The sequence below is a fragment of the Neisseria sp. P0008.S002 genome (assembly GCF_051962805.1).
Classification (GTDB): Bacteria; Pseudomonadota; Gammaproteobacteria; order Burkholderiales; family Neisseriaceae; genus Neisseria; species Neisseria perflava.
In genome coordinates this window covers 139,494-155,001 of sequence record NZ_JBQCUY010000006.1, presented here as the reverse complement: position 1 = coordinate 155,001, position 15,508 = coordinate 139,494, and the positions used below count along the sequence as shown (strand labels likewise).

Below are 15,508 nucleotides of genomic sequence, written 5' to 3'. Positions count from 1 at the left end.
ATATCAGATTTTAAAATATACAAGTCTTGAAATTTTAAACGAAAGCTTTTATTGATATTAACTTGTAAAATATTACTTTTAAAGAAATTGAATATTTCTCCTTGAGGTCCTCTTTTCCAAAAATAATTTACGTGTTCAAATTTATTATTATAATTATTAAATATATAATAATTATTTGTATAAAAGTTTTTAATTTCAGCTTCTACTTTGATTTTATCTAGTACCATTGGGAGTGAATGTGGCTGCTCCTTCTTAGAATTAAAAAATTTAGTAATTATTTGTGGTGACAATCCTGTCCTTTTAATAAAATCTTTTTTATCCGCCTCAGAAACTTCATTTTCAAAGCTATCTATTAATATATCTTCGAGATTTTTTTCAAAGAAATATGAAGTTACTGATGAATAAAATTCCGTTTGCCCAGTCTCAGCCTCTTTCTTTTCAGCCTCTTTCTTTAAATATTTTTCAACTTCTTCATAATCCTGCTTTAACTCATCATTGAATTGGTATTCATGCATATTTACAGGTTGTCCACAAACAGCAATCATCATCGGCGCATCCAGCTTGGGATAATCTAAATTATTCAGATTCAGGTTACTAAAAGTAAATCCTACTCCATAGTCTTGAAAAAGAACTGGTTTAATTAAACTTAATTGATTTAAAAACCTGTATTCGAATGGTGTCTCTTTTTTGAAAAGATTCAAACTAGAAATACTAATTTTAGGTAAGGTATAACTACTATCTTTGGGAGATTTTTTATTTTTAATATGCCTTAAATATATATCAATAGGAGCCATTCTCTTGATATATATATCCATCTTCTCTCTAGAAGCTCTATTACCTACTTTAAAATATAGGGGTATATTTAAGTCTTCAATACTTTGTATTATTTCACTTTCTTTATTTGAATCATCTACTAGTTCTATAACTTTAATAAACTCATTTACCTGACGTAAATTACTATCCATAATAATCTCTCTATTCTATTTTTTTTCAACCATATATTACTAACTTGAAATAACCAAGCAGCCTACATAGCTGCTTTTTTCTATTGTTATATCAAGGAGTTTTATATGTCAATTCAATGCCCGAATTGTAACTCACACAATGTCATTGAGCGTCAGATCGGTAAAACCGTTGGCGCACGTATTGGAGCTGTCAGTGGAGGAGTTTTGGGGGTTTCAGGAGCTTGGACTGGTGCAGAAAATGGTGCTGTGGTAGGCGCAGCATTCGGGCCAGTTGGCTTAATAACTGGCTCGATTGCTGGAGCTTTGTTTGGTGGTTTGGTAGGTTCAGTTTCAGGCAGTATTGCTGGTAGCAAGGTTGGGGAACAGTTAGATGGTTCTGTTTTAGACCTTTATCGCTGCTTAGACTGTGACACAGAATTCAATTAAGGGGGCATCATGGCTCATGATATTCAGACAATGGCCTATACAGGCAAAGCACCGTGGCACAACTTAGGCAATCATTTGCCTGAGAAACAACCTATCGAAGTATGGGCAAAGGCTGCAGGGATGGATTGGAGAATCCAGGAATCAACAGTCCGCTATGATGTTGAGATGCCTGAGTTGGGTCACCAGTCCCTAATTATGCCTTTTGAGGATCACAAGGTTCTGTTTCGTTCTGATAACAAGCAACCCTTGTCTGTGGTAAGCAAACGTTATCAGGTAGTGCAACCACAGGAGGTTTTAGAGTTCTATCGTGATTTAACCGAGCAGGCAGGCTATGAGTTGGAAACGGCAGGTGTCTTAAAATCAGGACGCAAGTTTTGGGCTCTAGCACGAACAGGTAAGGAAGCTGTTTTAAAAGGCAATGATGTGGTTAAAGGCTATCTTCTCTTGGCTACGTCATGTGATGGTACTTTGGCTACAACCGCCACACCGACAACTATCCGTGTAGTTTGTGCCAATACGCTTGCGGTTGCTTTAAATGGTACTTCTACCTCGATTAAAGTACCACATAGTACAAACTTTGATGCTGAAGATGTTAAACGCAGATTAGGCATGGCAATAACTGGCTGGGATTCGTTTATGTACCGCATGAAAATGCTGTCAGAACGTAAAATCAAAAACCATGAAGCCATGCATTTCTTTATGCGGGTACTCTGTAACTCTGACAATCTCAAAACAGGTGCAGGCTTAACTAATGAACGCGCTCTAGCTAAGGTTCAAGACCTGTACAACGGTCATGGTCGAGGGATGCAAGTCAGCGCTACCAAAGATACCGCGTGGGGTTTGTTATGTGCTATGACTGAGTATGTAGACCATGAACGACGTGCTCGCTCTAACGAATATCGTTTAGATAGTGCATGGTTTGGTCAAGGTGCCGCTCTTAAACAACGCGCTTTAGACCATGCTCTTGAACTGGTCGCATAAGTCGTCTGTTGTTCAGTTGGCCTCTCTTTTACCTTAAATCAAACTAATAAAGCCCTTGTATCCCAAAGGATACAGGGGCTTTATTTTTGTATAGAAAGGAATTTTTAAATGAATACTTTAGTAGCTCAAACCAAAGCTTCTCATCATGCTAAACCCCTCCGTCTGGTAGAAACCAAACAGATGGAACGTGATAAATGGCTTGCTGTTCGTCAATCGGGTATTGGCGGTTCTGATGCAGCAGCTGCAATTGGGTTGAATCCCTACAAATCCCCTTTGGCACTGTGGATGGAAAAAACAGGCCGAGGGGAAATGTTGCCACAGATTGATATTGAGGATGATACCCAGCCTGTTTATTGGGGGACTATCCTAGAACCGATTGTTGCTAAACATTACAGTAAACGTACTGGCAATAAGGTACGTCGGGTTAATGCCGTACTTCAGCATCCGACCATTCCCTTTATGCTGGCTAATCTTGACCGTGAAATTGTCGGAAACACTGACGTACAAATCTTGGAGTGTAAAACTGCAGGAATGAATGGAGCAAAACTATGGAAGGACGGTATACCTGACTATGTCCAAGTTCAGGTTATGCATCAATTGGCGGTAACCGGCAAACAGACTGCTGATGTGGCTGTTCTGATTTGTGGCCAAGATTTGCAGATTCATCGTATTGAACGTGATGAAACTATGATTGAAAACCTGATTAAGCTGGAGCGTCAATTTTGGTATTACGTTGAAAACGATATCGCTCCACCAGCTGATGGCTCTATGTCAGCAGAGCAGGCTCTCCGTTGTCTATTTCCAAATGATGACGGTGAGGTTGTTGATTTAACTGCTGATGCAGATTTGAATCATGTGTTTGATGACTTGCAAGAAACCCGGCAACTACTGAAGTCTATCCATGCAGACGAAGCCAAAATGCAGCAACGGTTGATTCAGGCAATGGGTACAGCTGCTCACGCAAAGTTTCGAAATGGCTCGATCAGCTATAAACGTAGCAAGGACAGCATGGTTTTAGATAGTAAACGTATGGCTGCTGAAAACCCTGATTTGGCTCTTCAATACCAAATCCTGAAAGCTGGCAATCGTCGCTTCTTACTCAGTAATAAAACCGCATAAACCAACAGACGGCCTGACGGTCGTCTGTTTTTATTCAAAAAGGAATCACTATGTTAAAAGGACTCGCATTAACACCGCCTGTCATTGGTCGTATCAGCATTGGTAAAGTCGAAGAGAAGAACGGTAAAAATGTACCCGTTAAAGATGATGAGTTTACCATTACTACCCAAGTACAAAAGCATGGCAAATGGATACCACATCCGATTAATGAACAACTGCGTAAAGCCAATGAAAAGCTCCGTTCCATCCCGGTAATGCTGCTTTTTGATGACCCCGATTTAAATTTACGTGCCCAATACAGTTTGTTTGACCGACAAACAGGTCGCCCGATCTGTGTTGGTAATGGCGAATCCTGTAAGCGTACCACTCCTGAAGGGGTTAAATCAGAATACTGCCCTAGTCCCAATTCCTGCCCGATAGGTGCAAATGGTCAATGCAAACCTTATGGTCGTCTGAATGTACGAATCGGTGAGGATGATGAAGTGGGTAGTTTTATCTTCAGAACCACAGGGTTTAACAGCATTCGTACATTGGCATCTCGACTGCATTATTTCTCTGCTTTATCAGGCAAGAAACTGTCCACTCTGCCTCTAGAGCTCAAGCTACGTAGCAAATCAACCACGATGTCTTTTCGTACACCAATTTACTATGTGGATTTGGTCATCCGGGAGGGAATGACTCTGAATCAAGCCATCAATGAAGCTCATAAAACCTACGAAGAGCGTATTCAAGCTGGTTTTAAGCAGGAAGCTTTAGATGAAGCCGCTCGAAACGGTTTTGCTGCGGGAGCATTTGAAGAAAATGAGGAAGACGGCGTAGCGATTGTTGAAGAGTTCTACCCTGAAAAAACCGCCATTTCGGTACGGGAAGGTTCTCAATCTGCCATTACTTTGGCTGAAAAGATTGCGGAGAAAGCAGCTAATACCTAATTTAAGAAAGCACTATGCACAATTGCATGGTGCTTTTTTAAAACAAATAGATTCAATTTTTTTTGTTTAGGTAAAGGATATGAATAGAAATAACTGTGTACCTCCACGATATTTCCGATTCAGCAACTATATCGACCTTTTCCGTTTTTTAAACCACGAAAAATCAATGAGTTTCCATCATCTGATTTTAGGTTTTTAAATGTTATTGAATTATTAATATTAATAACAGTAAAGCGATAGCTCAGGTTGATACCTACTTAACCTAAATCACGAAGGACAAACCAATATGCATAATACAAGACCCATTCTTCCTAAAATTCAGTCGGAACACCTCAAATTGAATCAACCACATCCTGATTTCTTCAGTAAGGATTATGTATTTAACAAAGACCATGAAATTGCAATCAACTCATTGATTAGTAATTTATTCTCTTCATACTCCAAGATTCTACCTATCAGAGTAGATTTCTATGTCAAAAAAGAGTTTACCGATAAGCATGGTTATTTTGACCTAAGATTTTGGCTAACTAAGTTTCGTAACAATATCCGTAAGAACAAGCTGTTTGAACATTACATTACCTATATCAGCAAAATAGAGTATGCACCTTTGACAGGTTGGCATTGTCATATGGTCTTATTCTTTAATGGACAGAGGGTACAAAATGACATCATTTATGCAAATAGTATCTGTCGTTATTGGGAAAATGTGATTACAAAAGGTATAGGACGAGCATACAGTTCTAATTTGGCTCGTATGAATGAAAACACATGGCAATCTGAAGATATAGAGAATGAACGGTATATCTTGGGTCTGGTCATTGGATATTCGGATCATGATAATATCAATAAACTCAGACAGATTTGCTATTACCTTGCTAAGGAAACACAGTCGGATTTGCAACAACAGAAATATTTACCTAAACACATGCGGGCCTTTAATACAGGTCATGTTCCTTTAGGTAATGCAGACCGAACTATCCCAAGAGGACGAAAGAGAACGCATCTTTATACCCAGAATCCAGAAAGAAGCCGTGCTTTGGAAGAAATGAGAAGAAAAGGGACTATCAGCTATAAAAATCGATATTAAATTCTAAATAAAACTCGGTTAGATGATAATAATATCAGTTGGTGTAGTTCAGAATTTAGTATCATCCTATCTTATAGTGATGAATGGACAAATAGAATGGAACAAATAAAGGGAAGAAGGTTATTTTTCACCCCTTTAATGAACCTACAGGAAAGCACCTTGGATACATTTCACTAATCGGATAAGCTCAATAAAATCTTACTTTACACCATGATCAAAACAAGCTATCTTGAAATCTGTAACTTTAATCAAGATAGCTTTTTTATGAGTAAAAATCTAGGAACACATGGTGGAGCCAGGAAAGGTGCAGGACGTAAGAAGACTGGAATAGAAACAATAGTCAAAAGAATCCCTGTCATTATTGAGGCACGCGTAAATGAGATGATTGAAGCATTGTCTGATGAGATACCTCGTAGCACATGCTTACCACTAGATGCAATGCCAATAGACGCTTCTCATTCTGATATTTCAATCCCGCTAGGTGTAGAAAGAATTCCAGCCGGCTTCCCTTCCCCTGCTCAAAGTTATATTGAGGATACACTCAATTTTAATGAATACCTGATTAGTAATCCCTCTGCAACGTTTGCAGTACGAAGCGGTGGACTATCCATGCTTGATGCCGGGATAAATAAAGATGATATTCTAGTTATAGACCGTTCTGTTCCATTCAAACATGGTGATATTGTCATGGCTGATTTGGGTAATGAATTCACGATTAAAAGGTTGGTTAAAACTAAAGCAGGTTTTGAGCTTCATTCTGAAAATGCTTCAGGAGAATATCCTAATTTCATTCCCAAAGAGGGAGACAACTGGAGCATTGTAGGTGTCGTAACGTTTGTTTTAAAAGATGTTAGGACAGGCAAGTAATGTATGCCCTTATTGATGGAAACAGCTTTTATTGTTCATGTGAAAGGGTTTTCCGGCCTGATTTAAAAAATGTGCCAATTGTGGTGTTATCCAATAATGATGGCTGTGTGGTGGCACGCTCACGTGAGGCAAAAGCACTAGGCATCAAAATGGGAGTACCTTATTTTCAGATAAAGCATTTGGTCCGACAAGGATATTTGAAAGCATATTCGTCAAATTACGAGCTATATGCTGATTTATCGCGAAGAATGATGAATACAATTGCCTCACTTGTACCAGAAATCGAAGTTTATTCGATAGATGAATGCTTTGCTGATATGCGAGGATTGAATCGGCTTGCACAGAGTGGATTAGAAATTAAAGAGCGTGTCTTGCAATGGGTCGGCATACCTACATGTGTTGGTATTGCCCCCACAAAGACATTAGCCAAATTTTCAAATCATCTCGCAAAACGCTATCCTAGACATTTCAATGGTGTAGTAGTCTGGGATGATTGGTCCGCAGAAATTCAAACCCGTGCCTTACGCAGTGAACCGGTATCTGAAATCTGGGGAATTGGGAGAAAATTATCAGCTCATTTAGCCCAACAGAATATTCAGACGGCCTATGATTTCGTTAAGGCTGATACACAGACACTGAGAGCAAGATACGGCGTTACTGTTGAACGAATACAGAGGGAAATGCAAGGTATTCCATGTGTGGAATTTGAACCCATCCCCCCTGTTAAAAAACAACTCATTCGTAGCCGTAGCTTTGGAAAGCCCGTTCAAGATATAGATACTCTCAGCTCAGCACTTACACATCATGTTTCATCAGCAGCAGAGGCATTACGCAAGGAACATACCGTAGCAAATACAATTGCCGTGTTCATCCACACAAACCGATTTAAAGAAGAGCCACAATATTCCAATTACCGTATCATGGCTCTCGTAAAAGGCAGCTCTGATACGATGGAATTAAACAGACTTGCTCAACATCTTTTAAAACACATATACCGTGCAGGCTATAACTACAAAAAGTGTGGTGTAGAATTGTCTGGTATAGAGAATGAGACCGTTGAGCAACTGGACTTTTGGCATTCAGAAAACACCACAAGAAGCAAAGCCATGATGATGTGTTGGGATGATTTAACCCAACGCTTTGGCAGAGGAAGCCTTAAGTTAGGTAGTGAGCTATATAGTGAAGACTGGAAAATGACACGAGATAATCTTAGCCCATGTTTTACGACTAGAATAGAGGATTTGATAGTCGTATAGAAAAAGCATTTTATTATCAACTATAATATTTGAAATTTTACCGTACGGGAAACCAATTATGTCAGCATTAAGCACCTTACTAGAGCAGTTTGAAAAAGCCACGCTGAGCCAACGTGATAAAGGCACTTCTTTTGAGAATCTCATTATTAAATTCTTTCAGTTTGAACCTTATTACAAAAGCCAATATTCAAACGTACAGACTTACGCTCAATGGATTGAGGAGCATGGTGCTTCACTTGGTTTAGAAAACAAAACAGATGCAGGTATTGATTTAGTCTTAACGAGCAATACAGGCGAATTTCACGCTGTACAATGCAAAAATTATTCTGCTGACTACAGCATTCAAAAGAATGATATCGACAGCTTCTTTACTGCTTCAGGTAAGCAATGGTTTACCCATCGCTATATTGTAACTACTACAAATAAATGGTCAAAAAATGCAAGAGAGGCTTTAACCAATCAACAAATCCCTGTTTCAGTTATCAATTTGGAAGATCTAGAAAACAGCCAAATTGATTGGTCGCAATTTCAAATCAAAGATAAACCTGTATTAAAAGCAAAAAAAGGCTTACGCCCACATCAACAAAGTGCCTTAAAAAGTGTTGAAACCCGATTTAATGGAGGAGAAACACGCGGTAAGCTGATTATGGCTTGTGGTACGGGTAAAACGTTTACTGCGCTGAAAATCGCTGAAAAAATGGCTGGTAAAGGCAAGCGGGTACTCTTCCTAGTACCAAGCTTATCATTATTGAGCCAAACCTTACGCGAATGGAATCAAGACACAGAAACACCATTGATTAACTTTGCTGTTTGTTCAGATAGCGATGTAGGCAAAAAACACAATGAAGATAGCGTCCTAGCCAATCTTAGCGATTTACAATTTCCAGCAACAACTAATGCCAAAAGCCTTGCAAACGCCGTACACGTAGTAGAGCAAAAAAATAAACAGCAAACCATGACTGTTGTTTATTCCACTTATCATTCCATTGATGTGATTCACCAAGCTCAATCACTGCATAATCTGCCTGAGTTTGATTTAATCATTTGCGATGAAGCACACCGCACTACCGGCGCAACATTTGATGGAGAAGACGAATCCGCTTTTGTCCGCATACACGATGCCGACTACATCAAAGGCGCAAAACGGTTGTATATGACTGCTACTCCGCGTATCTATGGAGAAGCCGCTAAAACAACCGAAGGCGTGGTTTTGTATTCTATGGATGACGAAACCCATTACGGCAAAGAGTTTTTCGTTCTAACATTCTCCCAAGCCGTTTCAGACGGCCTATTGGTCGATTATAAAGTTATTGTCTTAGCCATTGAAGAAAGTCATATCCAACGCCGCATCCAAAACCTACTCACTGACGGCAACAACGAACTCAAAGTCGATGATGCTGCCAAAATTGTGGGCTGCTGGAAAGCACTTTCCAAATACGGACTAAGCGGCGAAGAAGGTGCACTGTACAATCCAATGCGACGTGCCGTTGCCTTCTGCCAAGTCATTGAAAAAGAATACAAAGGCAGCAAACACAAAGTCAGTTCAAAACTAATTGCAGAAATGTTCCAAACCGTGATTGAGGAATACCAGCAGGCAGAACGTACTGCCTTGCTCAAACAAAATCCCGATTTGAAACTGCCACCGCAACTGGCCATGACCTGTCAAGCCGAACATGTGGACGGCGGTATGAACGCAGGTGAAAAAGAAAGCAAGCTGCAATGGCTAAAAGCACCCGAAGGGCTACCCGAAAATACCTGCCGCATCCTCTCCAATGTCCGCTGCCTGTCTGAAGGCGTGGACGTACCTGCACTAGATGCCGTGTTATTCCTTACTCCTCGCAACTCCCAAGTTGATGTCGTGCAGTCGGTCGGCCGCGTCATGCGCCGTGCCGAAGGCAAACAACAGGGCTACGTTATCCTTCCTGTCGTTATCCCTGCAGGTGTAGAAGCCGAAGACGCATTAGACAAAAATGAAAACTACCGAGTTGTCTGGCAGGTACTCAACGCTCTACGTGCACACGATGACCGCTTCGATGCCATGATTAACAAATTGGAGTTCAACGGTAAAGATACCCAGAAAATGGAAGTTATCGCCATTGCCGACAAAGTTTCTCCCAAAATCAAACGAAGCAGCAAAAAAGACCAAACCTTACGCGAAACCAAGGCTAGCTACGGCATAGGCAGCCCCACCACACCCGCGCCAGTACAAGAAAGCTTCCAATTCGAAATCGGCGAAATCGAACGCGCCCTCTACGCCAAAATTGTCAAAAAATGTGGCAACCGCCACCATTGGGAAGACTGGGCAGACGACATTGCCAAAATTGCTCGTACCCATATCGACAGCATCAACGCCATTCTGGAAAACCCTGCCAACGAAACAGAGCGCACAGCCTTCGAGGCCTTTGCTGCCGAACTGCGCGACGACCTCAACAACGCCGTCAGCGACGAAGAAATCGTCGAAATGCTGGCTCAACACATGATTACCAAACCTGTGTTCGACGCACTGTTTTCCGATTACAGCTTTGCCGAACACAATCCCATGAGCCGTGCCATGCAGAAAGTGCTGGATTTATTGCAGCAGAAAAACCTGCACAAAGAGCGCAATACCCTGCAATCCTTCTACGACTCCGTCCACCTGCGTGCCAGCGGCATCGAAACCGCCGAAGGCAAACAAAAAATCGTCGTGGAACTCTACGACAAATTCTTCCGTAACGCCTTCCCGCGTATGACCGAACGGCTCGGCATCGTTTACACGCCCGTCGAAGTCGTCGATTTCATCATCAAAAGCGTGGAAGACGTCTTACAGCACGAATTCAAAAGCAGCCTGCAAGACAAAGACGTGCATATCCTTGATCCCTTTACCGGCACAGGTACCTTCATCACCCGCCTGCTGCAAAGCGGCATCATCCCTCGCGACAGACTTCCTGAAAAATACAAAAGCGAAATCCACGCCAACGAAATCGTCCTGCTCGCCTACTACATCGCCGCCATCAACATCGAATCTGCCTACCACGGCATACTGGCAGGCAACATTGACGGCAATGTTTCAGACGACGTCCCCTACGTTCCCTTTGAAGGCATCTGCCTGACCGATACCTTCCAAATGTACGAGAAAGGCGACATGCTGGACGAAATGCTGGTGGATAACAGCGCACGCCGCAAACGGCAGAAAGCCTTGGACATCCGTGTCATTATCGGCAATCCGCCCTATTCCGCAGGGAGAAAAAAAGGCAACGATGATACAGCTCGCATCCCATATCCCCTTTTAGATGAGAGAATTCGAGAAACCTATGCGGCTAACACAGATGCTACCAACAAAAATGCTCTATATAACAGCTACATCCGCGCCTTACGCTGGGCTTCTGACCGTTTATCGGGTCAAGGTGTAATTGCTTTTATTTCTGGTAACGGGTTTATCGACAAACCTGTAATGAGCGGATTGCGAAAATGTTGGCAAGAAGAATTTAGTAATATTTACATTTTTAACCTGCGTGGAGATGTGAAGAAAAATATATTAAGCAAGGGAAGAACCAAAGAAGGAGAAAATATTTTTGATGACGCCAGTACATCAGGTATCGCCATCTCAATTCTTGTTAAAAAATCTAATCAAAAAGAAAAAGGTAAGATTTACTATTATGATATTGGAGATAATTTATCGGTAAAAGATAAAAAAGCCAAGCTGATTAAAATAGATAGCATGAAAAATGTTCCTTGGGAACAAATTGAACCAAATGAATTTTCTGACTGGGTAAATCAAAGAGATTCTAACTTTAATGACTATATTTTAATTGGAGATAAAAAAGATAAAACAGAAAATTTAATTTTTTCTACATACTCTATGGGCATTAAAACAAATCGCGACACTTGGGTTTATGGGTTTTCAAAAAATAAGATTGAACAAAATTTGACTGGATTGCTTAATTTTTATAATAGTGAAGTAAAAAGGTATGAAGATGCTAAAAATTTGCTGCCCGCCAAACAGGACTTGATTGTAGAAGATTTTATTAGCCTGGATGCAACAAAAATTAGCTGGTCTCGTGCTTTAAGAAGTGATATTAAGAAAGGAAAAATACATACATTGAAATCTTCTTCAATCATGGTTGGGTTGTATCGACCATTTACCAAACAATATTTATATTTTGATCGTAGTTTGGTAAATGATATGGCGTTAATGCCAAAATTATTCCCTAGTCAGTCAAGTAACAATAAAGTAATTATTACTAACGGCAAAGGTTCAAGAAATGGGTTATCAACATTAATAGCGGAAGCACCTCCTGATTTAAATATTCTTGAAGCGGGAGCACAATGTTTTCCATTGGATTATTTTGAAGAAACGGATAGCCCGAACGAACGAACGAACGAACGAACGAACGAACGAACGAACGAACGAACGAACGAACGAACGAACGAAATTATACTCGAACAAACAGCCAATCTAGTTATTTGTATAACAGGGATTGGGGCTCGGAGCGGATTTTCAGTGTTAATGACAGACAAGGTGCCAGACCTACATACATTGGACACGAGTCAATGCTTCCCCATGTTCCTCTACAAAACGGAGGAAGTGTAATGGAAAATCAAGACCTGTTCGCCGCAGAAACGTCGTCTGAAAAGCAGCCTGCGCAGAAAAAGCTCGTCCGTCGCTCTGCCATCACCGACGATGCGCTGGCACATTTCCGTGAGCCATATTCCGCCGCCGATGCAGCCCAAATCAGCAAAGAAGATATCTTCTATTACATTTACGGCCTGCTGCACAGCGAAGAATACCGCGAGCGCTACGCCGACAATTTAAGTAAACAGCTCCCGCGCATCCCGCGCATGAAAACTTACGCTGATTTTGCTGCATTCAGTCAGGCAGGGCGCGATTTGGCAGCTTTGCACCTGAACTACGAAACCGTACCGATGTATCAAGACGTAAAATTTTCAGGTAGCCTGAAAGGCCTGAAACTTACCCCGCAGCAAGTCATCGGCGGCACAGATGAAGATTTCCGCGTGATCAAAATGAAATTTCCTAAAATTAAAAAATTAACGGATAAAAGCAAAGTTATTTACAATGACAAAATCATAATTGAGAAAATTCCTGAAGCTGCCTACGACTATATCGTAAACGGCAAATCAGCATTAGAATGGGTTATAGAAACCCAAGCAGTGAAGACCGACAAAAAGTCAGGTATTACTAACGACGCTAATGATTGGGCATCTGATACCATGAATAACCCGCGCTACCCTCTCGAACTACTCCTGCGTGTCATTACAGTAAGCTTGGAGACACAGAAAATCGTTAACAACCTACCAGCTCTAGATATTGTTGGTACTTGATTGCTGATACAGGCATAACAAACCCTGCTATCCCATTGTGGGTAGCAGGGTTTTATGTTGTCCATACAGTCATTTGATTGGGCAAAAATAAGCCATCATACGTGAAAATTATTACAACTTTAAAGGATACGATCGTTGTTTAGGAGAGAAATCATGGGGTAAATTTCGTATTCTTCTAATGAATTGAATTTTTTGAATAGCCCATGAGCTAGTTATTAATGGATTTTTTATAATATATTAATCTTATTTATCTTTCTGCCATTTTTCACAAAACTCGAGATTCATTTGAACAAATTTTTCCCAAGAAATATCATGAATTAGATATTTTTTATAATAGTCTTCTACACGACATACTTCAGGTCGATTTTCGTATATCGTACACAAGTTGGTTTTCTCATCCAAATATTGGCAAATGCCATCACCTCGATCAAGGAATATGGTTTGTTCACTTAGCTTTACGCGACGACAACATTGGCCACAAGCAGAACAGGGAAAAGGTGAAAGTTGATGCGGCATAGTTAAAAACTCATACAAACTAGGCTGCCTCAATTGAAAGCAGCCTAGTTTTTGCTATTTATGCTTCTACTTGTTTTGGAAAAGCACTTTGAATCTGATTATGCAGCTCCAGTAAGTTACTATCTGCATCACCTAACAAATTACCTTGCTCGTCCAAGATCGGAGTATCCAAAACTACTTTTATTAACTGAATTAATTTTACATTCTTCATTACAATCAGTTTTGCATCATCTGAATATTGGGAGTAATCAACACCTTGCTCATCAATGATACTTTGCAAGCGTTTTAAGTTACGACGAGAATGAGTACGTAATGTAGATAAAATAGAAATAGCGCGTTTTGCAACTTCGTTAATACCATCAGTCAAAGCAATTGCCGCATCTGTATCCGCAAGGAATTTTCTTGCCTCTTCAAGATTGCTATAAGCATCATTTAAATTACTTTCCGCTTTTGAACCCATGTACCATCCTGCAATGAGTAGTGCTGGTCCGGTTGTTAATGCCCCCAATGCCATCATACCTCCAGCAATGCCCATACCACCTGAAGCAAGTGTTCCTCCGCCTAACCACGCCAAAGTTGCATTAGTGGCAGCAGCTCCACTCAGTGTACTAATCGTTGCTCCTGTTCCTGCGGTAGCAAATGCCATCGTACCACTGTACGCGCCAAATGCAGCTAATGCTCCGCCAGCTAAGCCTGTACCTGCTCCCACTCCAGCACTTGCAACGAAAGAGACCTGTTTTTGCATGTTTTTCAATACAACAGTACTGAAGTCATTTAAGTTTAAATTTCCTAAATTACCATCATGTTGAAAATCGACATTTTTGATTTGGCTAAATATAGCAAGAAAATTTTGAACACTTGTAGTCAAGGTATCAATTTTTTTCTGGCCCAATTCTTGTAAGGATTTTTCACAATTAATGCGTGAATTTTCCAAGGCTTTTTGTGCTTTATTAACAACCTCCTTAGCATTGTCATTTACACTATTAGCTTCATTGTTATCTACAATAGCTTTACCACCTTTATATAAACCTGTAGCAGCCAGACCGACACCAATAATTAAAGGAATTGCCATTATTTTCTCCTTATTCATTAATTAATTCAGCTAATTCTTTATTAACTTTGAAAAGAGTTGACATTACCGTGTCAAATTCTTCTATATATTCACTATCAAAAGAACAAACCTGGCAAATCGTATTAATCAGTTGTTTCTCTTCTGTCTCAAATGCACCGCTGCTATATGCGGCTCCAATTAATTCACATAGGATAATTTTCTTTTCTCGTTCGGATAAGGTCAATCCAATTGCTACTTTACGCGCAAACACTGTTTGAACTGCTTTTTGTAGGATCTCCTGTTTAATTTGCGGCAATGATGCCATGCTTGCTCTAATCTTTGTCGGTGTTAGAGTCAGAATATCTTCTCCTTTTGAAATAAGATATTGCATGACTTCTTGTTTAATATCAGCATCATTGGCATATTTGCCTAAAATATCATCAATTGCATTATCTAGAACCCACCAAAATGTGGGAAATTTTTTTTCAGAATCACGGGATATATTTAAATGATCCAACAATTGGCTAACGCTAGCATCTTTTCCCTCAGAATCATCACCAAATAAGGAAAAAACGGATGCGCGGGAGAAGGAAAAAGTGGGTTTGACTTTGACGGTCATTAAGCCAATAGCTTCATTTCTCTCAGAATCATCACCTGCATACGATTCATCAGGTTCCGGATTATAGAAAGATGATGTATTTAAACTGGAATCAAAAGCTCTATATTGCTGATTTAAAGAAAGTTCTATAAAGTCGCTATTAAAATCGATATCATTCTTATCTGATTTAAAGAGCTCATTTTGATACTCTTGCAACATTTCTGCTTCTTTTGAACTGATACTAGCTAGAAATTTTTTTAAAACTTCATCTGATGTAAATTCAGATATTTGTTCTGAGGCATCATTATCGTGTGAAGCCATCATCACAAGCATTGCCAATTCTAAAAACAATGCTTTATGTAACCGGGTCGGAAGTTGATTTAAAAACATATCT

General features: G+C 40.2%; 13 protein-coding genes. 9 read left to right on the top strand and 4 right to left on the bottom strand.

All coding sequences use genetic code 11. The features are described 5' to 3' along the window. Positions 1-965: hypothetical protein (locus ACTHSA_RS08415; protein WP_440378868.1), on the bottom strand; the 965-nt coding region annotated here is incomplete at its 3' end. A gap of 105 nt (positions 966-1,070) precedes the next feature. Here ACTHSA_RS08415 and ACTHSA_RS08410 point away from each other — a divergent pair. The 9 genes from ACTHSA_RS08410 to ACTHSA_RS08370 all read left to right on the top strand — a co-directional run bounded on the left by ACTHSA_RS08410 (position 1,071) and on the right by ACTHSA_RS08370 (position 12,949). Beyond that, positions 1,071-1,391, top strand: a complete 321-nt coding sequence (locus ACTHSA_RS08410) for a hypothetical protein (protein ID WP_440367011.1) — start codon at positions 1,071-1,073, stop codon at positions 1,389-1,391. 9 nt (positions 1,392-1,400) lie between these two features. Continuing rightward, complete coding sequence (locus ACTHSA_RS08405) at positions 1,401-2,372, top strand: DUF932 domain-containing protein (protein WP_440367012.1); 972 nt, start codon at positions 1,401-1,403, stop codon at positions 2,370-2,372. 108 nt (positions 2,373-2,480) lie between these two features. Further along, positions 2,481-3,491, top strand: coding sequence for a YqaJ viral recombinase family nuclease (locus ACTHSA_RS08400; RefSeq protein ID WP_070587917.1), 1,011 nt, complete (start codon positions 2,481-2,483; stop codon positions 3,489-3,491). A 50-nt stretch (positions 3,492-3,541) separates the two neighbouring features. Next, positions 3,542-4,420, top strand: coding sequence for a recombination directionality factor (locus tag ACTHSA_RS08395; protein WP_070587915.1), 879 nt, complete (start codon positions 3,542-3,544; stop codon positions 4,418-4,420). Positions 4,421-4,757: 337 nt separating this feature from the next. Then, the gene (locus ACTHSA_RS08390; RefSeq protein WP_440367015.1) at positions 4,758-5,507 is read left to right on the top strand and encodes a hypothetical protein; all 750 of its coding nucleotides are present in this window, start codon (positions 4,758-4,760) and stop codon (positions 5,505-5,507) included. Positions 5,508-5,771: 264 nt separating this feature from the next. Continuing rightward, complete coding sequence (locus ACTHSA_RS08385) at positions 5,772-6,374, top strand: LexA family protein (RefSeq protein WP_070588052.1); 603 nt, start codon at positions 5,772-5,774, stop codon at positions 6,372-6,374. Beyond that, on the top strand, positions 6,374-7,630 hold the full coding sequence (locus ACTHSA_RS08380) for a Y-family DNA polymerase (protein ID WP_070587911.1): 1,257 nt from the start codon (positions 6,374-6,376) through the stop codon (positions 7,628-7,630). The genes ACTHSA_RS08385 and ACTHSA_RS08380 overlap by 1 nt, the downstream gene beginning before the upstream one ends. 58 nt (positions 7,631-7,688) lie before the next feature. Beyond that, positions 7,689-12,200, top strand: coding sequence for a DEAD/DEAH box helicase (locus ACTHSA_RS08375; protein ID WP_440378867.1), 4,512 nt, complete (start codon positions 7,689-7,691; stop codon positions 12,198-12,200). After that, positions 12,200-12,949, top strand: coding sequence for a type ISP restriction/modification enzyme (locus ACTHSA_RS08370; RefSeq protein WP_107737276.1), 750 nt, complete (start codon positions 12,200-12,202; stop codon positions 12,947-12,949). The genes ACTHSA_RS08375 and ACTHSA_RS08370 overlap by 1 nt, the downstream gene beginning before the upstream one ends. A 243-nt stretch (positions 12,950-13,192) precedes the next feature. On the opposite strand, the gene ACTHSA_RS08365 is transcribed toward ACTHSA_RS08370, so the two are convergent. Genes ACTHSA_RS08365 through ACTHSA_RS08355 form a run of 3 tightly spaced genes read right to left on the bottom strand, consistent with a single transcriptional unit; the run spans position 13,193 to position 15,504 of the window. Continuing rightward, complete coding sequence (locus ACTHSA_RS08365) at positions 13,193-13,465, bottom strand: YkgJ family cysteine cluster protein (protein ID WP_083300555.1); 273 nt, start codon at positions 13,463-13,465, stop codon at positions 13,193-13,195. Between the two features lie 58 nt (positions 13,466-13,523). Then, entirely contained in the window at positions 13,524-14,537 is a 1,014-nt protein-coding gene (locus ACTHSA_RS08360) for a hypothetical protein (protein ID WP_070588050.1), read from the bottom strand. A 10-nt stretch (positions 14,538-14,547) separates the two neighbouring features. Continuing rightward, positions 14,548-15,504 carry a hypothetical protein gene (locus ACTHSA_RS08355; protein WP_070587910.1) on the bottom strand — a complete coding sequence of 319 codons (957 nt, stop codon included), beginning with the start codon at positions 15,502-15,504 and terminating at the stop codon, positions 14,548-14,550. Positions 15,505-15,508: the final 4 nt, after the last annotated feature.